Origin of the sequence: Paenibacillus taiwanensis DSM 18679, from assembly GCF_000425125.1 — a bacterium.
In the GTDB taxonomy this organism is placed as follows: Bacteria; Bacillota; Bacilli; order Paenibacillales; family Paenibacillaceae; genus Paenibacillus_B; species Paenibacillus_B taiwanensis.
On record NZ_KE384306.1, the window covers coordinates 35,600 to 59,100 of the forward strand.

24 protein-coding genes and 1 pseudogene are annotated in these 23,501 nt (G+C 44.0%); 22 read left to right on the forward strand and 3 right to left on the reverse strand.

The window, feature by feature from the left end; all coding sequences use genetic code 11:
- The first annotated feature begins 4 nt into the window (after window positions 1–4).
- The 8 genes from aspS to H509_RS0109015 all read left to right on the forward strand — a co-directional run bounded on the left by aspS (window position 5) and on the right by H509_RS0109015 (window position 8,054).
- Window positions 5–1,792, forward strand: coding sequence for an aspartate--tRNA ligase (aspS, locus tag H509_RS0108980; RefSeq protein ID WP_028544790.1), 1,788 nt, complete (start codon window positions 5–7; stop codon window positions 1,790–1,792).
- Window positions 1,793–1,966: 174 nt separating this feature from the next.
- Window positions 1,967–2,719 carry a tRNA threonylcarbamoyladenosine dehydratase gene (locus H509_RS0108985; RefSeq protein ID WP_028544791.1) on the forward strand — a complete coding sequence of 251 codons (753 nt, stop codon included), beginning with the start codon at window positions 1,967–1,969 and terminating at the stop codon, window positions 2,717–2,719.
- 340 nt (window positions 2,720–3,059) lie between these two features.
- The gene (locus tag H509_RS0108990) at window positions 3,060–4,373 is read left to right on the forward strand and encodes a replication-associated recombination protein A (protein WP_028544792.1); all 1,314 of its coding nucleotides are present in this window, start codon (window positions 3,060–3,062) and stop codon (window positions 4,371–4,373) included.
- Between the two features lie 74 nt (window positions 4,374–4,447).
- Window positions 4,448–4,867, forward strand: a complete 420-nt coding sequence (gene crcB / locus H509_RS27175) for a fluoride efflux transporter CrcB (RefSeq protein ID WP_028544793.1) — start codon at window positions 4,448–4,450, stop codon at window positions 4,865–4,867.
- Window positions 4,867–5,235: a fluoride efflux transporter CrcB gene (gene crcB, locus H509_RS0109000; RefSeq protein ID WP_028544794.1), complete on the forward strand. Its 369-nt coding sequence runs from the start codon at window positions 4,867–4,869 to the stop codon at window positions 5,233–5,235. The genes crcB (H509_RS27175) and crcB (H509_RS0109000) overlap by 1 nt, the downstream gene beginning before the upstream one ends.
- Before the next feature lie 136 nt (window positions 5,236–5,371).
- On the forward strand, window positions 5,372–5,896 hold the full coding sequence (locus tag H509_RS0109005; RefSeq protein ID WP_051287095.1) for a PCYCGC motif-containing (lipo)protein: 525 nt from the start codon (window positions 5,372–5,374) through the stop codon (window positions 5,894–5,896).
- 278 nt (window positions 5,897–6,174) lie between these two features.
- The gene (locus tag H509_RS0109010; RefSeq protein ID WP_028544796.1) at window positions 6,175–6,489 is read left to right on the forward strand and encodes an ArsR/SmtB family transcription factor; all 315 of its coding nucleotides are present in this window, start codon (window positions 6,175–6,177) and stop codon (window positions 6,487–6,489) included.
- A gap of 233 nt (window positions 6,490–6,722) precedes the next feature.
- Window positions 6,723–8,054, forward strand: a complete 1,332-nt coding sequence (locus H509_RS0109015; protein WP_028544797.1) for a hemolysin family protein — start codon at window positions 6,723–6,725, stop codon at window positions 8,052–8,054.
- Between the two features lie 101 nt (window positions 8,055–8,155).
- Here H509_RS0109015 and mnmA read toward each other — a convergent pair whose 3' ends face one another.
- The gene (gene mnmA, locus H509_RS0109020) at window positions 8,156–9,271 is read right to left on the reverse strand and encodes a tRNA 2-thiouridine(34) synthase MnmA (RefSeq protein WP_028544798.1); all 1,116 of its coding nucleotides are present in this window, start codon (window positions 9,269–9,271) and stop codon (window positions 8,156–8,158) included.
- A gap of 209 nt (window positions 9,272–9,480) precedes the next feature.
- On the opposite strand from mnmA, the gene cymR reads away from it, so the two are divergent.
- The 7 genes from cymR (at window position 9,481) to H509_RS0109055 (ending at window position 15,699) form a co-directional block, all read left to right on the forward strand.
- Window positions 9,481–9,900 (forward strand): cysteine metabolism transcriptional regulator CymR, encoded by a 420-nt coding sequence (gene cymR / locus H509_RS0109025; RefSeq protein ID WP_028544799.1) that lies wholly within the window; start codon window positions 9,481–9,483, stop codon window positions 9,898–9,900.
- A gap of 50 nt (window positions 9,901–9,950) precedes the next feature.
- A complete protein-coding gene (locus H509_RS0109030) occupies window positions 9,951–11,123 on the forward strand; it encodes a cysteine desulfurase family protein (RefSeq protein WP_028544800.1) in 1,173 nt (390 codons plus the stop codon).
- 67 nt (window positions 11,124–11,190) lie between these two features.
- The gene (locus H509_RS0109035) at window positions 11,191–11,703 is read left to right on the forward strand and encodes a PRC-barrel domain-containing protein (protein WP_028544801.1); all 513 of its coding nucleotides are present in this window, start codon (window positions 11,191–11,193) and stop codon (window positions 11,701–11,703) included.
- A 52-nt stretch (window positions 11,704–11,755) separates the two neighbouring features.
- Entirely contained in the window at window positions 11,756–11,971 is a 216-nt protein-coding gene (locus H509_RS0109040) for a hypothetical protein (RefSeq protein WP_036696865.1), read from the forward strand.
- Window positions 11,972–12,198: 227 nt separating this feature from the next.
- A complete protein-coding gene (locus tag H509_RS0109045) occupies window positions 12,199–14,097 on the forward strand; it encodes an anaerobic ribonucleoside triphosphate reductase (protein WP_084159189.1) in 1,899 nt (632 codons plus the stop codon).
- Window positions 14,094–14,576, forward strand: coding sequence for an anaerobic ribonucleoside-triphosphate reductase activating protein (nrdG, locus tag H509_RS0109050; protein ID WP_036696872.1), 483 nt, complete (start codon window positions 14,094–14,096; stop codon window positions 14,574–14,576). Before H509_RS0109045 ends, nrdG begins: the two co-directional genes overlap by 4 nt.
- A 52-nt stretch (window positions 14,577–14,628) precedes the next feature.
- Complete coding sequence (locus H509_RS0109055) at window positions 14,629–15,699, forward strand: AI-2E family transporter (RefSeq protein ID WP_028544805.1); 1,071 nt, start codon at window positions 14,629–14,631, stop codon at window positions 15,697–15,699.
- Window positions 15,700–16,637: 938 nt separating this feature from the next.
- Here H509_RS0109055 and H509_RS27180 read toward each other — a convergent pair.
- Together H509_RS27180 and H509_RS28745 are read right to left on the reverse strand one after the other, a co-directional pair.
- Window positions 16,638–17,276, reverse strand: coding sequence for a hypothetical protein (locus H509_RS27180; RefSeq protein WP_245596011.1), 639 nt, complete (start codon window positions 17,274–17,276; stop codon window positions 16,638–16,640).
- Window positions 17,277–17,312: 36 nt separating this feature from the next.
- A pseudogene (locus tag H509_RS28745) lies at window positions 17,313–17,495 on the reverse strand (transposase); the annotation flags it as partial.
- 534 nt (window positions 17,496–18,029) lie between these two features.
- Between H509_RS28745 and H509_RS0109065 the strand changes: the two are divergent.
- The 7 genes from H509_RS0109065 to H509_RS0109090 all read left to right on the forward strand — a co-directional run bounded on the left by H509_RS0109065 (window position 18,030) and on the right by H509_RS0109090 (window position 23,425).
- Window positions 18,030–18,728 carry a class I SAM-dependent methyltransferase gene (locus H509_RS0109065; RefSeq protein WP_028544807.1) on the forward strand — a complete coding sequence of 233 codons (699 nt, stop codon included), beginning with the start codon at window positions 18,030–18,032 and terminating at the stop codon, window positions 18,726–18,728.
- A 284-nt stretch (window positions 18,729–19,012) separates the two neighbouring features.
- Window positions 19,013–19,138 carry a hypothetical protein gene (locus tag H509_RS28545; protein ID WP_281169722.1) on the forward strand — a complete coding sequence of 42 codons (126 nt, stop codon included), beginning with the start codon at window positions 19,013–19,015 and terminating at the stop codon, window positions 19,136–19,138.
- A 122-nt stretch (window positions 19,139–19,260) separates the two neighbouring features.
- Window positions 19,261–21,891 (forward strand): alanine--tRNA ligase, encoded by a 2,631-nt coding sequence (gene alaS, locus H509_RS0109070; protein ID WP_028544808.1) that lies wholly within the window; start codon window positions 19,261–19,263, stop codon window positions 21,889–21,891.
- 183 nt (window positions 21,892–22,074) lie between these two features.
- A complete protein-coding gene (locus H509_RS0109075; RefSeq protein WP_028544809.1) occupies window positions 22,075–22,335 on the forward strand; it encodes an IreB family regulatory phosphoprotein in 261 nt (86 codons plus the stop codon).
- Window positions 22,336–22,397: 62 nt separating this feature from the next.
- Window positions 22,398–22,814 carry a Holliday junction resolvase RuvX gene (ruvX, locus tag H509_RS0109080; protein WP_028544810.1) on the forward strand — a complete coding sequence of 139 codons (417 nt, stop codon included), beginning with the start codon at window positions 22,398–22,400 and terminating at the stop codon, window positions 22,812–22,814.
- A 12-nt stretch (window positions 22,815–22,826) separates the two neighbouring features.
- Window positions 22,827–23,120, forward strand: a complete 294-nt coding sequence (locus H509_RS0109085; protein WP_028544811.1) for a DUF1292 domain-containing protein — start codon at window positions 22,827–22,829, stop codon at window positions 23,118–23,120.
- 2 nt (window positions 23,121–23,122) lie between these two features.
- Window positions 23,123–23,425, forward strand: coding sequence for a DUF1292 domain-containing protein (locus tag H509_RS0109090; protein ID WP_036696873.1), 303 nt, complete (start codon window positions 23,123–23,125; stop codon window positions 23,423–23,425).
- Window positions 23,426–23,501: the final 76 nt, after the last annotated feature.

The following is a 23,501-nucleotide window of genomic DNA, read 5'->3' on the forward strand; positions in this document are numbered from 1 at the left end:
TATGATGTACAAGACGCATCACTGTGGAAAGCTTACAACGGCCAATATTGGTGAAACGGTCACATTAAATGGTTGGGTACAACGACGCCGCGATCTGGGTGGAGTATTGTTCGTTGACCTGCGTGACCGCAGTGGACTTATGCAAGCCGTATTTAATCCGGAGTTCTCACAAGCAGCACATGATATTGCGGATCGTGTCCGCAACGAGTATGTAGTTGCTGTACGTGGTACAGTAGTCGAGCGTGATGCGGAGACAGTTAACCCGAATTTGCCTACAGGCCAAATCGAAGTGCGTGTAACTGAGATTGAGGTGCTGAACGCAGCGAAAAACCCGCCATTTTTTATTGAGGATGGCATTGAGATTGATGAGACGCTTCGTCTCAAGTATCGTTATTTGGACCTTCGTCGTCCAGAGATGCAACAAACTTTAATGATGCGTTCCAAAGCGGCCAAAGTGTTCCGTGATTATTTGGACAACAAGGAGTTTATTGAGGTGGAAACGCCTATTCTGGTAAACAGCACGCCAGAAGGTGCTCGTGATTATCTTGTGCCTAGCCGTGTACATCCAGGTGAATTTTATGCGTTGCCACAATCCCCACAAATCTTTAAGCAATTGCTAATGGTATCTGGCATGGAGCGTTATTATCAAATAGCACGTTGTTTCCGTGACGAAGATTTGCGTGCTGATAGACAGCCTGAATTTACCCAAGTCGATATTGAGACGTCGTTCTTATCGCAAGAGGAATTGTTTGGAATGATGGAAGAGCTAATGGTTCGATTGTTCCAAGAAACGAAAGGAATTGAGCTCTCTACACCGTTCCAACGTATCACTTATCAAGATGCAATGAACAAGTATGGTTCTGACAAGCCAGATCTTCGCTTTGGTCTGGAACTGGTTGATGTATGTGACATTGTAGCTTCCTCTGGTGTTAAAGTATTTGCGTCGGTCATCGAGAAGGGTGGCGTCGTCAAATGCTTAAACGCAAAAGGCTGTGGTACGTGGAGTCGGAAAGAAATTGACGATCTTGCACCATTCGCTGCACGTTATGGTGCTAAGGGCTTGGCGTGGATTCAAGTGAAGGATGGCGAATTTAAAGGGCCGATCGTGAAGTTCTTCAACGAGGAAGAAATTGCGGCTTTGCGTGATCGTCTCGGAGCTGAAGAAGGCGATCTTCTCTTGTTCTCCGCGGACACGAAAAAAGTCGTGGCTGATGTACTTGGCAACTTGCGTTTGCTCGTTGGCCGCCGTTTGAACTTGATTAACGATAATGAATATAAGTTTGCATGGGTAGTTGACTTCCCATTGCTTGGATATGATGAAGAAGCAAAACGTTATGTGGCGGAGCACCATCCGTTCACACGCCCGAAAGATGAGGATTTGGCATTGTTTGATACCGATCCTGGTCAGATTCGTGCACAAGCCTACGATATCGTGCTGAACGGCTACGAAGTAGGTGGAGGCTCGATGCGTATTTACAAGCGTGAAGTTCAGGAGAAAATGTTCAACGCACTTGGCTTCTCTCCAGAGGAAGCACAAGAGAAATTTGGTTTCCTGTTAAACGCATTCGAATATGGCACGCCTCCGCATGGCGGAATTGCGTTTGGCTTCGACAGACTGGTGATGCTGCTTGCAGGCAGCACCAACTTGCGCGAAACGATTGCATTCCCTAAAACGGCAAGTGCAACAGATCTGATGGTTGGCGCACCGAATGTGGTGGACACAGCTCAGCTGGATCAACTGCATATCAAAACGAAGAAAAAAGAGAAGAAAGAAGAGAAGCAAGGCGAATAAGCCGAAGTCTTTCTTCACCGCCAAAGGTAAATGCATCCCTCGTCTCAGCCAGTTGGCTATGGGGCGAGGGTGTTTTATGGTTACTTAATAAGCGGCAGCGTGCAAGTATTGTAAGTGGGTACATGTTATGTTAACTCAAACATACAAAGCAACTATGAATGAAGGAGGTACTTTATGCTCAATCAATTTTCAAGAACAGAGCTTGCCATTGGGCCAGAAGGCTTGGAACTGATGAAAAATAGTACGGTTGCGGTACTCGGCATCGGAGGAGTAGGCTCGATTGCTGCCGAGGCACTGGCAAGAACAGGTGTCGGGACGATCATTTTGATCGATAAGGACGTTGTGGACATTACAAATGTGAACCGTCAAATTCACGCCCTAACGACTACGGTAGGTCAACAGAAAACCGAATTGATGAAAGAGCGAATTAAGCTCATCAATCCAGAATGTAATGCAATTACTCTTAATATGTTTTACACAGAAGAGACGTATGAAGAGTTGTTCAAATATAAACTCGATTATGTATTGGATGCATCAGATACCGTTTCTTATAAGATTCATCTTATTAAAGAATGTTTAAAGCGTGGTATCCCGATGATTTCAAGCATGGGTGCTGCTAACAAGATGGATCCAACTCGTTTCCAGGTCGCTGATATTTCTAAGACGACGGTAGATCCGATTGCCCGTGTCATTCGTCAGAAGCTGCGTAAGCAAGGGATCAAAAAGGGTGTTAAAGTAGTGTTTTCCACTGAGGAACCGATGAAGCCACGTGTAGATGTGACCGAGAAGATTGTGCCAGAGAACGCACCAGATCGACGCAAAGTACAACAGCCTCCTGCGAGTAATGCGTTTGTTCCGCCTGTAGCAGGACTGATTATGGTTAGTGTGGCCGTCAAAGATTTGTTAAAGCAGCTAGAGCAGAAATAAAGACTTTAAAGATGGATGCAACCCGTAACATAATAGGGGAGAAGGCTGCAAAACCTCATGGTGATGCAGTCTTTTTTTAGTGCGAAAAAAAGAACGTATGTTCCTAATGGATATGCAGGTTGTATATACGTATGATAAAATGATTGTTAATAGAAGATATATGAAACGTCGTGAGAAGTGTGACGTTACGTTATCTTTATAAATGATAAGACATGATGATAAGATGACAATTAGGGATCATGGAAATGTCGATCACGAGGACATGCTGGATGTACTAACTAGGGGTGTCAGCTAGAATACAGGAAACCAAAGTTCGAATCAACTAGAGTGGTGATAAGAAATGGATTTATTTTCGTATCAATCGGATCAGGAACCTGAGATGAGGTTGCTTGCTGATCGCATGCGTCCACGCACATTGGATGAATATGTAGGACAGGAACATATTGTGGGGCCGCAGCGTCTATTAAGGAGGGCGATAGAGTCAGACCGTGTATCCTCAATTTTGTTGTACGGACCACCTGGTTGTGGCAAGACAACGCTTGCCAACATCATTGCGGAGCGCACGCAAGGGGAATTCGTACGGCTAAATGCGGTAGACGCATCCGTTAAAGACGTTCGGGCCGTTATAGAACAAGCGGAGAATCGCAAAAATATGTACGCAGCCAAGACGATTCTGTTCTTGGATGAGGTGCATCGGTTTAACAAGTCACAGCAGGATGCGTTGCTGCCTGCGGTTGAGAAAGGAACGATTATTTTTATCGGCGCAACTACGGAGAATCCATTTCATCATGTGAATGGAGCTTTAATTAGCCGGTCCACCTTATTTCAGCTAAAGGCATTAACATCAGAACATTGCCTGATTGCGATGCAGCGTGCGATGGCTGATAAGGAACGTGGCTTGGGCTTTATGCCGCTTCAAGTGAACGAGGATGCGCTCTTGCATATTGCCGAGATGGCGAATGGTGATATACGCCGTGCACTGAATGCGCTTGAGCTAGCTGCGATGACGACCATGCCACAGTCAGATGGCCAAGTCATTGTCACCATGACAGAAGCAGAAGAGTCTGTTCGCAGACCTATCGTCCGTGCTGATGAATCGACCCAATATGACGTACTATCCGCCTTTCATAAAAGTATTCGCGGATCGAGTGATGCAGCGTTGTTCTGGTTTTTTTATGCGGTAGATAAGCTTGGAATGGACCCGATGACGTTTATACGCCGTCTAACGGTTGCGTGCAGTGAAGATATCGGCTTGGCCAATCCGCAAGCCATGGTACAGGCTGTCAGTGCGCTAGAAGCTTATCATCGCATCGGATGGCCGGAATCGCAATACATTATTGCCCAGGCAATTTTGTTTGCGGTAGAGAGTCCGAAATCCAATTCAATCCCGCTTGCTATACAACGTGCGATGCAGGCGATGGATGATATTCGATCTGCTGAAGTTCCGCTTCATCTGCGGGACACGCATTACAAAGGGGCCGACAAGTTGGGCCATAAGGGCTATCAGTATCCTCATGATTATGCTGGCCACTATGTGGCACAGCAGTATTTGCCGGATGCTATTCAGAACCGTGTGTTCTTTATGGCAAACGAGCAAGGCATGGAGGCGAAGATGAAGGTGAATCAGGAGCTTCGGCGGCAGAAGGGGCGTTAACCGTTTCCTTTTCACAAATAGCATATCTGATGCAGCAACAAGTATCCATTTTCAAGCAGAGAGGTAGAGTGGCAATGTCAAGCAGTTATTGGAATCCACGGCATGGACTCGCCGTAGCGATAGGAGGAATGATAGGCGCGAATATTAGATATGGATGCAGTCTAATCTTCCCGTTTGACACGGTAGGTGGCTTCCCGGTGGCTACGTTGCTCGTTAATATAACGGGCGCTTGCTTTTTAGGCTGGCTAACTTCATTTGTAGCGACTAGGCTGAATTGTTCCCCCTTGTGGAAGTTAACGTTTGGTACGGGGATGGCAGGAGCGCTGACGACTTACTCTACTTTTGCGCTGGAAACGGTTCGATTGCTGGAAATTAATCGAATTGGTACGGCAATTAGCTATCAGATTCTCAGCCTTGTGGGCGGTCTCGTAAGCGCATACGCTGGCTATAAGCTTGGACAGCGTGCTGAACGAACGGAAAGGGGCTTCATGTGATGAATATCTGGCTAGTCAGCATTGGGGGAGCTGGAGGAGCGTGGCTAAGGTATATCATCACCAGTGTAATGGCCAAACATTCCACCTCTTATCCGTGGGGGACGTGGGTTATTAATTTGATGGGATCGATGCTGCTCGGAGTGTTGGCGGGGCTCCATACTGCAATGCCTGATTATGTTTATGCATGGTTAGGGATTGGATTTTGCGGAGCCTTTACAACGTTTTCTACATTTACGGTTGAGTCATGGCTCCTTATTCAGCAGCGGCGGATCGTAACGGCACTTACTTATATCGGTAGTACCGCGTTGATTAATATAGCTGTGGCCGCCATTGGGTTATATGTTTTTCGTTTAACATGGCAGGGATAAGGGTAATAATGTTTTGGCTAATTGAATGGTGATGCTTCTCAATAAAACAAGTGATTCCGAGTAACTCGTGGTGGCGTACATGTTAGAGGTGAGCAGAGGGGACTGTGATGACATGCTACATACAAATGAAAGCGGAATGGCTAGTAAGCCCGAACGTCGAATAGGACTGGTGCAAATTGTAATGGTTCTTCTTATGCTCATGCTGTTATCAGCCTGCGGTGCTACAACAGTAAGTGAGGGGCAAGGAACTGTGCAACATAAGCAGGATCATTTGCTGCCAAATGGGGATTTGCGCCAATGCACCTCATCGGTGAATGAACTGCCTCCATTTCTGGATAATGGAGAAGAGGAACTTCGACTTGTATACAAGCTTGCTGCTGAAAACGAGCACTTGTTGCAATGGATGCCTTGTTATTGTGGCTGTGGGGACAGCGCAAACCATCGAAGTAATTTGGATTGCTTCGTTCATGAGAGGCTTGAGGACGGCAGTGTTCAGTGGGATGATCACGGAACTCGATGCGGTGTATGTCAACGGATCGCCGTGGAGGCGGTCAAGTTGCAACAAGAGGGGAAATCGCTTGATGCTGTACGGAAGGTAATAGATGATAAATATCGTGAAGGGTATGCAGCACCGACACCAACAACGATGCCAACCATGTAAATTTGGGGTAGCGTGTAACGGGGGACTGTATGCACACCTAATCCGATTCTGTCCTTCAAGCTATTAGGGGGACATTTTTCTGATGATTGATGTTTATTTTTCGGGTCAATGTTGCATCCTACTGGAATAAATTCTCCCCTCATATGTGGTTATGTTCAGACGGTGGAGGACAAGCTAAGGGGGAAACATGTACGTAAGGAGTATACTCGTTACGAACCACTGTCTTAGCTAAGCATAGTGACAAGGCGTATGGAATGTACGATAAGGAGTCGGATGCAATGGATGTATTAGAAGGGAAAGAATGGGAATCAGAAGTGCTAGAACGTGTATCACAGACATTTAAAGCTCTAGGGGACCCGACACGAATACGGATTTTGACGTTGTTAGCACGAGAGGAATGTGCGGTTAATCAAATCGCAGATGCGCTTCAATTATCACAATCAGCTGTGTCCCATCAGTTAAAGACGCTGCGTGCATACAGATTTGTGCGTTATCGCCGTGAGGGGCAAAATATGCTGTATTCCTGCGATGATGCTCATATTATAGGTCTCCTGAATGAAGCGGTTCGCTACGCTTCGAGCGAGCAAGCCTAAATTGTATATTTTAGGCTTAACCGATGGTGATAGGACGATGACGTGTTTGAATATATATAGTCAATCCCCAATACCGGAGGTGCTGCGGCCTGCGATGAGCAATTTCCTAGGCAAGGATTTGACGGTTATGTAAGAAGGTATATAATGATTAATAAGCGTCATTCTTTTTAAGTTTAAATTGAACAATGGGGAGGTGTACCTGTCCGCTTTATGGGAGGCGGATAGGGATTCTATTGGATAGTGATCCGTTACCGATAGTATGGGGATTGTTGTTAGTCATTTTACTTGTGTTTTTGAACGGGTTCTTTGTGGCGGCAGAGTTTGCCATGGTAAAAGTACGAGGCAGCCGAATCGACACACTCGTACAAGAAGGGAACGCCAAAGCCAAATTCGCGAGGAATTTGACCAACAACTTAGATGCTTATTTATCGGCATGTCAGCTAGGTATTACATTAGCATCACTCGGCTTGGGCTGGATTGGAGAGTCTACGATTGCTCAATTGCTCCATGATCCATTGGCGGCACTTGGGGCTGGACCCGCTCTTATTCATACGATTGCAACAGTTGTCGCATTTATCGTCATTACGATGATGCATATTGTATTAGGTGAGTTAGCACCTAAGACAGTAGCGATTCGCAAGGCGGAAAGTGTTACATTACTGACAGCAATGCCTTTAATGGTTTTTCATAAGGTGATGTATCCGTTTATTTGGCTCCTTAACGGTATGGCGAATACGTTATTGAAGTGGTTTCATGTGGAACCAGCTTCTGAACATGATTCGGCTCATACGGAAGAAGAGATTCGGATTCTGATGAAGGAAAGCCATAAGAGCGGTCTAATTAATAATACGGAATTGACATTGATGGACAATATATTTGAATTTTCAGAGACACATGCACGTGAAATTATGATACCCCGTACAGAGATGATTTGCCTTTATACGAATGATTCATTTGCGGACAATAGGCAGACCGCTTATAGCGAGATGCATACCCGTTATCCTGTATGTGATCCCGATAAAGATAACATTCTAGGATTTGTGCACATTAAAGATTTGGTCAAGATTAATTCGGATGATGCTGATTTACGTGATATATTGCGGCCGATCCTAAGTGTGCCAGAATCGATGTCCATTAGTGCACTTATGAAGATGTTGCAGAAGAACAAGACGCAAATTGCACTGCTGATTGATGAATATGGAGGCACGGCAGGCCTCGTTACGCTTGAGGACATTATGGAGGAGATCGTAGGCGAGATCCAGGATGAATTTGATGAAGAGTTACCTGAGATCGTAAAGCATGACGACTATTCATTTTCTGTAGATGGAAAGATGTTAATTGAAGAGATTAACGATCATTTTGGAAGTGATATTTCATCTGAAGACTTTGATACTATTGGTGGCTGGGTGTATTCACAAGTTGAGATACCACCTAAGAAAGGTCAACGTATTGATTATGACAATCAATTGGAATTTATTGTGGAAGAAGCACAACAGCTTCGTATTACACGCCTGCTTGTTCGTAAGCTGACGTTATCTGAAGATATTCCAGTTGAAGCTTCTTAATACTTCATTATTGTTGTCACAGTATACAGCACTTATACACAATAAAAGGGGCCCGCTAACTGGTAGCAGGGTCCCTTTATTTAGTGATGCCACTTTGTTGTTTATTGGTTAACAGCTTGTAGTTTGTGTATTTTATCAATCGTTCCGCCACCGAGACATACTTCTCCGTCGTAGAATACAACGGCTTGTCCAGGCGTAATTGCACGTTGGTGGACGTCGAATTGAACATCCACTTGCCCGTCTGGCAAATATGTTAAAGTAACGCCTTGGTCTGGCTGACGATAACGGAACTTCGCCGTACACCGGATGGAACCTTCCGGCATATTGCCGGCAATCCAATTAACACCTGTTGCCGTCAGTCCTGTAGAATACAGACTAGGGTGGATATCGCCTTGGACAACATACAAAACGTTGTTGGTTAAGTCTTTATCCGCTACGAACCAAGGTTCGCCTGATCCAGAACCGCCGATGCCTAGTCCTTGCCGCTGACCAAATGTATAATACATAAGGCCATCATGTCTTCCTTTAACGTCACCTGTGCGAATGTCGATCATATCGCCTGGTTGAGCAGGAAGAAATTGACTTAGAAACTGTTTGAAGTTACGTTCACCGATAAAGCAGACTCCTGTACTGTCTTTCTTCTTTGCAGTTGCAAGCCCTGCTTCTTCCGCGATGCGGCGTACTTCAGGCTTCGGCAGGTGACCGATGGGGAACATCGCCCGTGATAATTGCTGCTGACTTAGTGCATTAAGGAAGTAAGTCTGATCTTTATTATTGTCTACACCGCGAAGCAGCTTAAACTGACCTTCGTCATTCACTACTCTTGCATAGTGTCCTGTAGCTACATAATCTGCACCGAGGTCAAGAGCAGTTTGTAAGAACTCGCCAAACTTAATCTCACGATTGCACATTACGTCTGGATTTGGTGTGCGCCCATTTCGATACTCGTCAAGAAAATAAGTAAATACTTTATCAAAATATTGCTTTTCAAAGTTGACAGTGTAGTAAGGAATGCCAATATGTTCACAGACACGGCGGACATCCTCCGCGTCATCTTCTGCTGTGCACTGTCCAAATTCATCCGTGTCGTCCCAATTTTTCATAAAGATGCCGACTACGTCATAGCCCTGCTGCTTTAATAGCAAAGCTGTCACTGACGAATCGACACCTCCGGACATACCGACAACGACACGTGTCGAAGCTGGAGTTGTTGTCATCATCATCACCGTTGTACCTTTCTTCGTTGAAAATTATCCTTATTGTAACACATCGCCCTTTTATACCGAAATGTCTGAATCTTGTCAAGGATTGTTATGAATAGATAAGGAGAAAATTGTCCATAACGTGGATAGTTGTGATACGATATACAGGGTGGCATATAGGAATACAATGAATTTATGAAAACAAACATTTTAGAGGTGCTTATATGAAGATATCTACTAAAGGACGTTATGGCCTAACGATTATGATGGAGCTTGGGAGAAGTTTTGGTGAGGGGCCAACATCCTTAAAAAGTATTGCGGAAAAAAATCAACTGTCTGAACATTATTTAGAGCAGCTTATTGCTCCTTTGCGTAACGCGGGTCTTGTTAAAAGTGTTCGTGGCGCATATGGCGGGTATGTGTTGTCGCGTGAGCCTGAGACGTTAAGCGCAGGTGAAATTATTCGTGTGCTGGAAGGACCAATCTCTCCGGTTGATTTTACGGAAGAAGATGATCCTGCGAAACGAGATTTATGGATACGTATAAGAGATAGTATTGCATCTGTATTGGATTCCACAACATTACACGATCTTATTCAATACAAGGATGAAGGAAGCCAAGACAGTTATATGTTTTACATCTAATATCACTGTGGCGAGTATGGGATCATCCAGAGAAGAGACGAGGGGCATAGATGGAAAGAATCTATATGGACCATGCGGCTACAACACCGTTGCATCCGGCGGTATGGGAAATAATGTCTGCCAACATGCAAATGGTGTATGGCAACCCGTCCAGCATCCATGCATTTGGGCGTGAGTCTAAGGCGGTTGTACAGCAAGCGAGGGATAGGATAGCCCAAGAGTTAGGTTGTTCTCCGCAAGAGTTAATATTTACTAGCGGAGGCAGTGAGAGCGATAATACAGCTTTATTTGGAGCGATGTGGGCAGCAAAGCAGCGTATGGATAAGCAGGGACATTCAGGGATGCCGCATCTGATTACGACTGCAATTGAACATCATGCTGTTCTTCATGCTGCTGAGCATTTGCAATCGCTTGGATTTGAAGTTACTATTGTCCAGCCTGATGAGTATGGAATGGTGTCCACTACTCAGATAGAGCAAGCCATTCAGCCTAACACTTGTCTGATTAGTGTGATGTACGGGAATAACGAGGTTGGCACTTTGCAACCGATTGAGGAGATTGGCCTTCTAGCTCGTGAACGCAGCATATTAATGCACTCGGATGCAGTTCAGGCCTTGGGTATGATTGATATAAAGCTACAAGAGCTTCCTTTAGACTTGGTCAGCTTCTCAGCCCATAAAATAAATGGGCCTAAAGGGATAGGGCTTTTGTATGCAAGGCATGGCAGTGCATGGCAACCGCTTATTTATGGCGGTAATCAAGAGCGCAAGCGTCGCGCAGGGACGGAGAATATAGCAGGTATTGTCGGATTTTGTGAGGCGTTAGTTCAAGCATCGCAGCACCGTGAAGCAAAGTTGCAGCAGATTCATCAAGTAAGAACTTTACTATTGGAAGGATTGCAACGTGAATTAGGTGAACGGGTAGTTGTGAACGGACACCCGGACGTCAGGCTGCCGCATATTTTAAATGTTAGCTTTTTGGACATACCTACTGAAAAGCTGCTCATGAATTTAGATATGCTTGGTGTGATGGCGGCAAGTGGTTCTGCCTGTACTTCTGGTTCATTGGAAGTATCGCATGTACTGCGTGCCATGCAACTTTCGGAGGAAAGACAACAGACTGCTGTTCGATTTAGCTTCGGATTGGGCAATACTATCAATGAAGCGCAGGAAGTTGTTACGCGAATTGCAACCATCGTTCACCGTATCCGTAGTAGACAGTAGGGTCTCCATAGGAACGGAAAGAGAACCGAGAGCGATGCAGTGCCTGACGCTCGAAGGAGGCTCTTTCATGAAAGTGCTTGAATTGATAGGATTACCTGTTTATGACATTGCTACAGGGAAGCGTGTATCGAAGATCAAAGATGTCTGGATTACAGATGATTGGCTGATGACACATGTGGAACTAGAAGAACCTACGCGTTTTTCACGTGTTAGACACATTATTTCTTGGCAGGATATTAAGGCATGTGGTGAAGACGCGATTATGATCGAGAATAGTCTTGCGGTCCGCGAAGCGGAAGCTGTCCACATAGAACGGGCACGCGCTTTTCTTACAGGTCCAGAACGGGTTAAAGATTTGCCGGTCGTAACACAAGAAGGAAACCAACTTGGATGGGTAGCAGATGTTTATTTTCAGCCAAATTTGGGCAATACAATAACAGGACTGGAAATTTCAGACGGATTGCTTGCAGACCTGCTTGAAGGCAGACGGCAGTTGGACGAGGCAAATCGTCATATGCGATTAGGACAAGACACTGTTGTAGTGTCTGATCTGGCTAACCCCACAGGAAGTCACCTTTAAGGTTACTTGGATCGGTATATCAAATCTGTTAATGGACGGAATGGTGAATAATATGTTGCGATGCCCGAACTGCAATTCCAAGGATATAGGCAAGATCGGTTCCCATCAATTTTATTGTTGGGGTTGTTTTATTGAATTAACGGTGAACGGTGATAAGATGAATGTATATCAGGTAGAAGAAGACGGGACATTGAGTTCACTGGATGATTTGTTTTTTGGTGATGACTGGGGTGCTTCTGCTTATCCTGAGACACATGCATCATCATAAATGGTCACATGGTTGTTAATATATCGTAGTGTTGTTTAGCGCCTGTCTGGGTTGTTTTCGCCCGGATAAGGCGTTTTTTTGTTGTGCTGAAGTTTAAAATTAAAAGTGTGACATTATACATATTGTATGTTTTTAATATTATGCATACTATATATTGTGTTTATAACGAAAGGGTGGCGATAAAAGTGACATTAGCTCCTATTATAACTTCACATGACAAACAAAGAATGCTACATATACAATCAAATTCCAAACAACGAGTTCAGAGCATAGTAAAGTTTACGGAGAACGAACTGGATCTTGTATCTTCCATTGACCGTATATTGGAAGGTTCAGACCGCGATTTAATGCAGGAAAATGCAAATGTAGATGGGCGTTCTCCGATGGGAGTTATGGGGAAAATGGCAAGTGAAAGCTCGAGATGGTACGTCATGCAGCACCTTCTGAGTGATGAGACTAAAGAAGCGATCGCAGCAAATTTGTTGTATCCACATGACCTTGATTTTTATTCTACAGGTACAACAACGTGTTGTCAGGTGCCTTTAGGAAAGCTGCTTAAAGGTGGTTTTAACACGGGACATGGGCATATGCGGGAACCACAAGATATTAAGAGTGCTTTGGCACTGGCTTCTATTATATTGCAAGCTAATCAAAATCAGCAGCATGGAGGTCAAGCGTACCCGTTATTTGATTACGACCTTGCTCCATACATTACGCGAACACATGATAGACATTTAAAATATTTAAGTACACTTCCGTTCCAAACGGGGTTTGACATTGATCAGGAGGCATGGAAATTAACGGAACGAGATACTTTCCAAGCATGTGAGGCATTTATCCATAATGCCAACTCGATGCATTCTCGCGGTGGTGGTCAGGTTCCATTTATTTCAATTAATTACGGGACGGATACTAGTCGCGCAGGCAGAATGCTAGTAAGGCAACTTCTGTTGGCTACGCAAGCAGGATTAGGGAAAGGAGAAACCCCAATATTCCCGATTCAAATTTTTAAAGTAAAGTCGGGTGTTAATTTTCAATCAGATGATCCGAACTATGATCTGTATGAACTTGCACTGGAAACGACGGCTCAGCGTTTATTTCCTAACTTTGCGTTTTTAGACGCACCGTTTAACGCTCAGTATCAGGATGGTACTCCCGAGAGCGAAGCTTGTTATATGGGATGCCGCACACGTGTGATGGGCAATGTAAATGGTCAAGAGACAGCTATCGGAAGAGGCAACCTTTCTTTTACCTCTATTAATCTTGTGCGGATAGCCTTGATGTCGAATAATGTCTCTGAATTTATGACTCACTTGGATGATTTAATTGATATTGCTGAACGTCAACTGTTGGATCGTTTAAAGTACCAAGGTGAAAAGCTGGTACAGGATTTTACCTTCTTGATGCAACAAGGGGTGTGGCGAGGGAGTGAAAACCTTGCTCCACAGGACAAACTCCATGATGTATTAAAACAAGGGACGCTTAGCATTGGTTTTATCGGACTTGCTGAAGCCCTCGTTCAGTTAACGGGTTCACATCATGGCGAATCAGAGGATTCACGTCAGTTGGGTATGCGCATTGTTCGCCATATGCGTCAACGTATGGATGAAGCTATATTGCGTACGGGATACAATTTCTCATTAATTGCCACACCTGCTGAAGGCCTGTCAGGCAAATTTACACGTAAGGACCGTCTGGATTACGGCTTGATTCCAGGAATTACAGATCGTGATTATTATACGAACTCGTTTCACGTTCCTGTTTATTATTCGATGAAGGCGTATGATAAGATCGCTATTGAAGGGCCTTTTCACGAGTTGTGTAATGCAGGACACATTACGTATGTGGAACTAGATGGAAGTGCGCGTGCAAATCCGAGAGCTTTAGATAAGCTGGTTCGGGCAATGGCTGAAAACGGCGTAGGGTACGGTTCAATCAACCACCCAATTGACCGCTGCCGATCTTGTGGTCATCAAGCCATCATTGAAACGGATTGTCCGGTATGTGGTGCACCGGATCACGATATTGAACGTATACGACGTATTACAGGATATTTGGTTGGTGATATGAACAAATGGAACTCAGCTAAACGTGCCGAAGAATCGCAACGAGTGAAGCACAGATGAGCTTATATGTGATGAATATTATTCATGACAGCGTGGTGGATGGAGACGGTTTGCGGTCTGTTGTTTTTTTTAGTGGCTGTCCCCACCAATGTCTAGGTTGTCATAATCCTCAGTCCTGGGCTTTAATGGGTGGGACCCCGATGTCAGTAGATGAAATTGCAAATGAACTTCTTTCTAACCCTATAACAGATGTGACGTTATCTGGAGGCGAGCCGTTTGTGCAGGCGAAGGAAGTGAAGCTATTGGCGCGCAAGCTTCGTGCGGCAGGTAAGCATATTTGGGCATATACAGGGTATACCATTGAACAGTTGCAAGGCGCAAGTCGTGATAAGATCGAATTGCTACGAGAAATTGATGTGCTTGTAGATGGTCCGTTCGAATTAGATAAAAAACGAGCAGGGCTTATGTATAGAGGTAGTGCAAACCAACGCATCTGGCAATTGAAGAATGGGGAACCAATCGGGTTAATTTTTCCCTAGTCTACATATACTCTACTGTATGAGCATGTCCGAAGCGGGGTGTGAAGGCGCAGTGGAGCGATTATGGAAAAATAAATTGTTTGTCAGCGGTATATACGTGCTGCTTGGTCTTATCATTTTATATATGCTCTATTTGTTAAGACCAATGATCGGGGAAGTTTATGACTTTCTGAAGGCGATACTTGCGCCTTTCTTTTTGGCGATGATTATAGCGTATGTGCTAAACCCAGTGGTTACACTGTTAAACGAGCGCAAAGTGCCACGTACGATGGCTGTACTGCTTATATATGCGGTGTTTATTATTTCAGTGACCGTTATACTTATGAATGTTATACCGATGTTGTTGAAGCAATTGGAAGAATTAAATACCCAAATGCCTCATATTAACGCCAAAGCAGAAAATTTAATGAACGGCTTAAATCGTTCATCGCTGCTTCCACCGTCCGTGCGTTCGGGAGTTAACACATGGATGTACGCTCTGGAGGAAAGGTTGGCTAAGGGTATATCTGAATTTATGGACAACATTGGCGCTACACTAAACATGCTTTTTATAGCCCTAATTGTTCCATTCCTGATTTTTTATATATTAAAAGATTTTGATGTGTTTGAACGGACTGTGATTGCGTATGTGCCTAAAAGTCATCGGAAGCATATGGTTATGATGTTTAAGGACATTGATACAGCGCTTGGAAACTATATACGAGGACAATTTATCGTATGTGTTATTATTGGGGTGTTGGCATATATCGGTTATTTGATTATTGGAATGCCGTACGCTTTGCTGTTGGCGCTGTTTGTTGCGGTATTTAACATTATTCCATATTTAGGGCCATATTTTGGTGCTGCTCCAGCGTTAATTGCGGCATCTACAATATCAATCAAGATGATGATTATGGTTGCTGTTGTAAACACCATATGCCAAATCCTCGAGGGAAATATCATTTCACCACAGGTTGTTGGTCGTACACTGCATATGCATCCACTGGCCATCATATTTGCTTTGCTGGTGGGGGGGGAAGTAGCGGGAGTAGCAGGTTTAATATTGGCAGTTCCGTTCTTTGCGGCTATGAAGGTAGTACTGCAACATGTGTTTACTTATTATGTGAGGCGAAAAACTACTTAAAGTTCATTTCATTGATGAAGAAGCTCCAATTATGATGGGGGCTTCTTTTTTTGTGGTTATGGTGATCTTTATAAAGGGAGTAAGTTATATTTGAGAGCCTAGTTACTGGTTTTGAACTTCTTTGATTTTCTCCCATGGTAAAGTATGTGCCGTTTCGTGATCTTAGTTCCACTATCCCTTTTGCTCAGGAGATGAATATGATGGCCGTCTATCACGTGAGTGAATATCTCAGACATGTAGACGTAGAAATATAGATAAATACAAACATAAATTCGCATAGAGGCACAACCACATAAACACACAACCATACAAACGTAAAATCGTAAAATCAGCACACATAAAAAAGCTAAGACAGTGCTGTAAATGACGTTTTTTACAACCAATGCAAATAATACTGTGCCAAGTAAACTGAGCAAACATAACCGAACCACCAAAGCGGAATTAACAAAAATAAATTAACAGACTGACCAGTCGGAACTGACCTAATAAAACTAATCCACCATCAATGCCCCGCTTTACAAATAGAAACTATCTACCATAGTTGATTAAATAGGAATGAATAAGCGGATATGAATAAACAGAGCAACCCCATCCATCATAGCTGAACAAATGTAACCGGATCGCCAGAGCTGATCAGAAAGCATTGCACATACAAAACTGAGCAAACAAAACAGAGCAAACAAAACAGAGCAAACAAAACAGCATCAAAAAGACGGGACAGACAAACTGAACATACAAAATGGACTGACAAAATTTAAAGAATATTACAGGATTGGCAGATTTGATCCATCATAAGCGAATTAATTTACTCAAAAGACCAAGCGACAGGCACTTCATAGTGGCTCATAAAATGAAAATAACCGAGAAAATATATTTAACGCCAAAACTAAATAAGTCATTTCGTTCGAGCTAGATGCATGTTGAAGTGAAGTGTTGACTTAACAAATTTGGCAACAGAGCATGGAAAGATGTCTCCAGGTGGATATATGATGCGCTTCTAAGTTCAAACGATAGCAATACTCATCTAGGTACATTTGTAGATGTAATGCACCAACACCATGAAAAGTATTGTTTAGCCATGTTGACATGTGCTTAGCTAAATTCTGTATAGGGACAGCTTGAGTACGCTGATGATAAGAAGTTAACGGAATAAAGCGAATCTTGTTGGCGGAAGAATGCTGCGTGTCGAACTGCTCATAAGCAATAGGGGATAATCGTCTCCCCGTAATCAATTCGCGACAAACTAACTTCATTTTGACCATAGTATTACTATTCCGCTCTAATGGATGACTGACAGCAGTAATGAAGGGATGTTGTTTGGAGGATATGGCGGTGCTGGCTACATGCCGATGTGATTGACCATACAAAGTAAATGCAGCATCTATATGCCCGTTCAGTGTATGTTGGGTGTCATGTTGGGAAATTACACGTCTAATCTTGTGTAGCATAGACCATGCGGTCTTGTAAGTCACGTGAAGGAGTGAACTTAACTCCACAGCATTAACACCTTTATCGCTGCGAGAAACGAACCAGATAGCAGTAAACCACTTGCGCAGTGTTGTTCTGCTCCGCTCCATCACTGTTGAAACGGTGAGAGAAGTCTGATGTGAGCAAGATTGACATTCATATAGAGGGATTCGGCGGGAGGCAATAGTATAACAATCTGTGTGTTGGCACCGTGGACAACTATAACCATCAGGCCACTTCTGATGAAATAAGTACTGAATGCAAGCATCTTCACTATGAAAGTGCTGCAGGAAATGTTCAAGTGAAGCATATGTATGGAGTGCCTTCAACTGAATGTCGCCTCCTTGCGTGACATAACAACAATCATGAGAATGTATGTTCCTACTAATGAATTATACAGAACATACGTTCTTTTGTCTAGTGAAACGTTAGAATGTGCATACCTAAGATGTCTCACTAAACTATTTGCATAACAAGGAATGTTTGGTGATCGAACGATTCTTATTTAGTCAGTTTTATAAATTTGAATAAACGGATCGTGCGTAACAGGATTTGTGAGTTCATGTAAACGGATTGTGTTCGTATCGAATCTATTTGGATGTTCTGAGTTATTGGGATAGTGTTGCTAAGGAAGATTAAAGAGAACAGCTACTTATAGCTGCTTTAAAGCTAAAATGGCTTATATGGCTGTAAAGAAGGATTGAATCACACCTATATAAAGACCATGCAACGACATGTATACATAAAGCTAAAAACATGGACACATCGATGGAAACCGTGCAGATCCAATACTTGACCTTTACGCAGTGTAAATCTTTATGCTTATTATGTTCTAACCATAAGGATGATGAGGAGGCAATGAAGTGGCAGAGCATGATTATATTTACAAGTTTGATGCAGCTCAATATGACCTTATGATTTCTAAACAGCCCGAGGTGGGTTCAGTTATCCGCGAAATTAGATCATTTGCAGGTCTTGATGTGATTGATGTAGGGGCAGGTACAGGCCGATTAACGACGGTGATGGCCCCTGAAGCAAAGACTATTGTAGCACTTGATGCCTCTGAAGCCATGCTACAGATTACTTCATCTAAGTTGTGCAGACTAGAATTGACCAACTGGCGTATAGTTCAATCAGATTATGTATCGATGCCGCTTGAGGATGATAGTGCAGATCTTATTGTAGCAGGCTGGAGCTTATGTTATATAGCAAACTCCAACTGTCAAAAGAGTTGTTGGGAGGAGAAATTACAGCAGGTTATGGAGGAATTGCGTCGTGTTGTGCGTCCAGGGGGTACTATCATCATTATGGAAACGATGGGAACAGGAACTGAAGTTCCTTCTCCGCCTACATTTTTGAGCGCTTATTATGAGCAGTTAGTAGAGAAGTATGGTTTCTTTCATAAATGGATACGATTAGATTATACGTTTGAAAGCACGGAGCAAGCAGAGCGGCTAGCACGATGGTTTTTTGGAGATGCAACGGCAGATGAGATCTTGCGGAAACAAATAAAACAGGTACCGGAATGTGCGGGTATTTGGTGGTTGAACCTGCCTGTGTAACACGGCTTCTTATTTTGTAAAATAGATGTCTAATGTAATGGCTTACATATGTTCAGAACGATAGGCTTTGAAAGTATGGAATAAGTAAACAGAATATTTGACAAGCTAACATGATTGGATATACTATTATTTTGAATACAACATGCAAAATCGTTGAAGAAACCGAGTAGGCAGCAGCCCTGACATCAGAGAGGGGATTCCTAAGCAGTAATACGTATTCATACGTATGTAGGCGTGCGAGTAAGTGGAACGTCATCAACTGCCAGGCTGAGAGAATCCTTGCCATGAAGAGCAGCCGAAGGCTAGTTTCGGAGAGTGAATGGACTTCACCGGGTCGTTCCGTTATTAACGCTGAGGCGATCGCTCATTATTCTCCAGTCGGATTCGATCTGGAGACCCTACTGCAATGACAGGAGGAGACACACCATTTATGGTGAGTCACAGCGATAACCAGGGTGGTACCGCGATTACACATCGTCCCTGTATATACAGGGGCGTTTTTTATTTTTTGCTCACATAGGAGGAATTCCAAATGAAAGCTAGTGAAATTCGTGCTAAATGGTTAGCGTTTTTTGAAGGCAAGGGGCATCATGTTGAACCAAGCGCGTCGCTTGTTCCCCATAATGATCCTTCCTTGCTCTGGATTAATGCCGGAATGGCTCCGTTGAAGCCTTATTTTGACGGACGTGTTAAGCCTGACAATCCTCGGATTGCGAATTCACAGAAGTGCATCCGTACCAATGATATCGAAAATGTAGGCAAGACAAGACGTCACCATACATTTTTCGAGATGCTAGGTAACTTCTCGATCGGTGATTATTTTAAAGAAGAAGTGATTACTTGGGCATGGGAGTTTTTGACGAGCAAAGAATGGATCGGCTTTGATCCAAGTTTGTTGTATGTTACTGTACATCCTGATGATGAAGAAGCATACCGTCTATGGAATGAGAAGATTGGCGTACCTGCTGATCATATCGTAAAAACAGAGGACAATTTCTGGGATATCGGTGAAGGGCCATGTGGACCTTGTACAGAGATTTTCTATGATCGTGGAGAATCGTATGGTGACCCTAACGATCCTGAAAATTATCCAAGTGGAGAAAACGAACGTTATTTGGAAGTGTGGAACTTAGTATTTTCACAATATAATCATAATAAAGATGGAAGTTACACACCACTTCCGAACAAAAATATTGATACAGGTGCGGGCTTAGAACGTTTTGCCTCCATTTTGCAAAATGTAGAGTCAAACTTCGATACGGATCTTTTTATGCCGATTATTGAAGAAACGAGCCGAATTGCGGGTATCGCATACAAGTCAAATCCGGAATTGGACGTTGCCTTTAAGGTTATTTCGGATCATGTTCGTACGGTTGCATTTGCAGTAGGCGATGGCGTACTGCCGTCTAATGAAGGTCGTGGTTATGTTATTCGTCGCTTACTTCGCCGCGCAGTACGCTACGGTAAAATGCTAGGTATTGAACGCCCATTTATGGTAGAACTCGTCAAAACGGTAGGCGATGTGATGGGTGTGTACTACCCGGAAGTCGTTGAAAAACGTGAATTTATCGAGAAAGTAATTAAAAACGAAGAAGAACGTTTTCATGAGACGTTAACAGATGGGTTGTCGATTTTGTCCGAGATGGCAGCGGCAGCGAATAAGGAAGGTCGCTCCCAAATTAGCGGACCAGAAGCGTTTAAGTTGTACGATACGTACGGTTTCCCGCTTGATCTGACAGAAGATTATGCAAGTGAGCATGGTCTAACTGTGGATCGCGAGGGTTTTGACGCTTCGATGCAGGAGCAGCGTGATCGCGCTCGCGCGGCTCGTCAAGAGTCGGAGAGCATGAAAGTACAAGGCGGCCCGTTGGCAGAATTTACGACTAAAAGTGAGTTTGTTGGATACAATGAATTGGTAACCAACGCCCATGTATTGGCGCTTATTTTGGATGATGAGCTTGTTGAGGAAGCTGTTGCTGGAACAACGGTTCAAGTCATTTTAGATCGCACTCCTTTTTATGCGGAAAGCGGCGGTCAAGTAAGTGACAATGGTACACTAACAGCGTCAGATTTGCAGGCGGTTGTGACTGGTGTGAAAAAAGCACCTCATGGGCAGCATGTTCACATTGTTAAAGTAGAAGCTGGAACACTTCGTTCGGGCAGCATGCTTGAGGCTGCTGTTAATCGTTCTGAACGCGAGGAACTTATCAAGAACCATACAGCAACCCATTTGCTGCATCGTGCGTTAAAAGACGTGCTGGGAGAGCATGTCAACCAAGCGGGCTCTCTGGTGGAGTCTGAGCGCTTGCGCTTTGACTTTACACAGCTTGGCAGCATACAGCCAGAAGAACTGGCAGATATTGAACGCCGCGTAAATGAACAGATCTGGAAAGGTACGCCTGTCGTTATTGAGCAAAAGTCTATCGACGATGCTAAGGCGATGGGGGCGATGGCTCTCTTCGGTGAAAAATACGGCGATGTGGTGCGTGTCGTACAAGTGGGAGGATACAGCATTGAGCTTTGTGGTGGATGTCATGTGTCTAACACTTCCGAAATTGGATTGTTTAAATTGGTTAGCGAAAGCGGAATTGGTTCTGGCGTAAGAAGAATTGAAGCCGTAACCGGTCGTCATGCGTATGAATATATGGAGCAGCAATTAGATGTGCTCAAACAAGCGGCAGCATTGTTAAAGTCCAACATCAACGATGTACCTAAACGTGTGGAAGCGATGTTCACACGCGAGAAAGAATTAGCACGTGAGAATGAATCTTTGAATGCCAAGTTGTCCAGCATTGAAGCAGGTCAATTGACAGATCAGATTCGAACTGTTGCAGGTGTATCTGTATTAACAGCAGCTGTTAATGCGAATAGCATGGACGCGCTGCGGACAACTGCAGATGAATTAAAGTCTAAGCTTCCTAATTCAATTGTGGTATTAGGTGCGGCTCATGAAGACAAAGTTAACTTTGTAGTATCTGTAGCGCCTGAGCTAGTGAAGCAAGGATTCCATGCTGGTAAAATGATTAAAGAGATTGCCGCAGTCGCTGGCGGAGGCGGGGGCGGACGACCGGATATGGCACAAGCTGGGGGCAAAAATGCAGATAAGCTGCAGGATGCATTAGCGCTCGTTGAACAGCTTGTCAGCAGCCAAGCGGGCGTTTAAGTCTGAAGTTGATTACTTGAGCTTGCGTGAATGGACTATGCCTGACATTCTGCAATGGATGCAGGTGTAGTTCAGGTTTCATCAATTTGCCACAAACTGTTTTTAAAGAATCAAGGTTTAGATGGAATATTTTCTTGTTTATTGGGGTATGTGTTATGATAAGAGTAAAGCGAGGTGTCGACGATGAATCCAATGGATAAGACGATGAAGTTTAATGTCAAAGCGGATGAGCAGGAAGTATCTAGTCAAGACATCTTGTTGTCAGTGTACGATGCGCTGCAAGAGAAGGAATACAACCCCATCAACCAAATCGTCGGTTACCTGCTGTCTGGAGATCCCGCTTATATTCCGCGTCATAATAACGCTCGAAGTCTTGTGCGCAAGAAAGAGCGGGATGAGTTGATTGAGGAATTGGTTCGTTTTTATTTGAACCACCATCGTTAGACCGGCTAGTTGTTTGCCGGATGCTGGTGCTTACTGGCAAACATGAGTAGTAGGAGACAAAGATGAGGATTCTTGGCTTGGATTATGGGGATCGCAAAATCGGTGTAGCCGTTAGCGATGCCTTCGGATGGACAGCACAAGGGCTAGAAGTTATCATACGTCGAAATGACGAAGATGATATGCGTCGTCTGGAAACCCTTGTGAAGGAACACGAGGTAGAGGCAATTGTCCTTGGCCTGCCGAAAAATATGAATGGCTCGATTGGCCCTCGTGGCGAGATCAGTATGTCATTCGCCGAAACGTTAAAGCAGTCGTTTGGCTTGCCCGTTCACCTATGGGATGAGCGCTTAAGCACCGTGTCAGCGGAACGTACCTTAATTGAAGCTGATGTAAGTCGCAAGAAGCGCAGACAAGTTGTCGATAAGATGGCAGCTACAATCATTTTACAAACATATCTCGACTATCAATCTAGAAGGTGAGGGGTTTAGAACATGACACAGGACAAACATGAACATGAAGAACCAGAAATCATTTATATCCCGGATGATGAGGGAAATGAAGAGGAATTTGAAGTCATCATGAAGTTTGAGGTTGATGGTTCTGACAATAAGTACATGATGGTTGTGCCCGTGGACGCTGCGGACGAAGAGGCGGATGAAGTGTACGCTTTCCGTTATGAAGAAGACGGCGAAGATTTGAAGCTCTTTATTATTGAGGATGAGGAAGAGTGGAATATTGTAGAAGAGACATTTAATACGTTAGTGGACAACGAAGAGGAGAATTAACGGTGAGCGAACAGCATGAGGTTACACTTATTGATCGTTTGTCGCAAACATACGGCAATTCGTTAGAGATGACAGATGAATCCGGCCAAAGCCGCGTATTTGATTTGTTAGCGGAATTTGAGATCAGCGGGAAAGCGTACGCTGTTGTTCAAGCAGTAGACAGTGACGAGGATGCAGATGTCCTTCGTATTACGGAAGATGCGGCAGGCGGTTGGCAGCTGGAAACGATCGAAAGTGACGAGGAATGGGAAGATGCTATGGAGCAATTTGACGAGCTTGCCTATTCTGAAGAACTTGACGGATAACAGCTATCTCTGTACAATTCAATAACTTACAAAAGAGAGCGGCAGCAACCGCTCTTTTTTCCATGTGGGAGAGTGA

What these genes read in the sequence shown, in the direction of transcription:
- alaS (WP_028544808.1), top strand. Translation starts at nt 19,261, where the DNA reads ATGAAAGCTAGTGAAATTCGTGCTAAATGGTTAGCGTTTTTTGAAGGC.
- H509_RS0109085 (WP_028544811.1), top strand. Translation starts at nt 22,827, where the DNA reads ATGACACAGGACAAACATGAACATGAAGAACCAGAAATCATTTATATC.
- aspS (WP_028544790.1), top strand. Translation starts at nt 5, where the DNA reads ATGTACAAGACGCATCACTGTGGAAAGCTTACAACGGCCAATATTGGT.
- cymR (WP_028544799.1), top strand. Translation starts at nt 9,481, where the DNA reads ATGAAGATATCTACTAAAGGACGTTATGGCCTAACGATTATGATGGAG.
- nrdG (WP_036696872.1), top strand. Translation starts at nt 14,094, where the DNA reads ATGAGCTTATATGTGATGAATATTATTCATGACAGCGTGGTGGATGGA.
- H509_RS0109045 (WP_084159189.1), top strand. Translation starts at nt 12,199, where the DNA reads ATGCTACATATACAATCAAATTCCAAACAACGAGTTCAGAGCATAGTA.
- H509_RS27180 (WP_245596011.1), bottom strand. Translation starts at nt 17,276, where the DNA reads ATGGAGCGGAGCAGAACAACACTGCGCAAGTGGTTTACTGCTATCTGG.
- mnmA (WP_028544798.1), bottom strand. Translation starts at nt 9,271, where the DNA reads ATGACAACAACTCCAGCTTCGACACGTGTCGTTGTCGGTATGTCCGGA.
- H509_RS0108985 (WP_028544791.1), top strand. Translation starts at nt 1,967, where the DNA reads ATGCTCAATCAATTTTCAAGAACAGAGCTTGCCATTGGGCCAGAAGGC.
- H509_RS0108990 (WP_028544792.1), top strand. Translation starts at nt 3,060, where the DNA reads ATGGATTTATTTTCGTATCAATCGGATCAGGAACCTGAGATGAGGTTG.
- H509_RS0109075 (WP_028544809.1), top strand. Translation starts at nt 22,075, where the DNA reads ATGAATCCAATGGATAAGACGATGAAGTTTAATGTCAAAGCGGATGAG.
- H509_RS28545 (WP_281169722.1), top strand. Translation starts at nt 19,013, where the DNA reads ATGAAGAGCAGCCGAAGGCTAGTTTCGGAGAGTGAATGGACTTCACCG.
- crcB (WP_028544793.1), top strand. Translation starts at nt 4,448, where the DNA reads ATGTCAAGCAGTTATTGGAATCCACGGCATGGACTCGCCGTAGCGATA.
- crcB (WP_028544794.1), top strand. Translation starts at nt 4,867, where the DNA reads ATGAATATCTGGCTAGTCAGCATTGGGGGAGCTGGAGGAGCGTGGCTA.
- H509_RS0109035 (WP_028544801.1), top strand. Translation starts at nt 11,191, where the DNA reads ATGAAAGTGCTTGAATTGATAGGATTACCTGTTTATGACATTGCTACA.
- H509_RS0109010 (WP_028544796.1), top strand. Translation starts at nt 6,175, where the DNA reads ATGGATGTATTAGAAGGGAAAGAATGGGAATCAGAAGTGCTAGAACGT.
- H509_RS0109030 (WP_028544800.1), top strand. Translation starts at nt 9,951, where the DNA reads ATGGAAAGAATCTATATGGACCATGCGGCTACAACACCGTTGCATCCG.
- H509_RS0109040 (WP_036696865.1), top strand. Translation starts at nt 11,756, where the DNA reads ATGTTGCGATGCCCGAACTGCAATTCCAAGGATATAGGCAAGATCGGT.
- ruvX (WP_028544810.1), top strand. Translation starts at nt 22,398, where the DNA reads ATGAGGATTCTTGGCTTGGATTATGGGGATCGCAAAATCGGTGTAGCC.
- H509_RS0109005 (WP_051287095.1), top strand. Translation starts at nt 5,372, where the DNA reads ATGGCTAGTAAGCCCGAACGTCGAATAGGACTGGTGCAAATTGTAATG.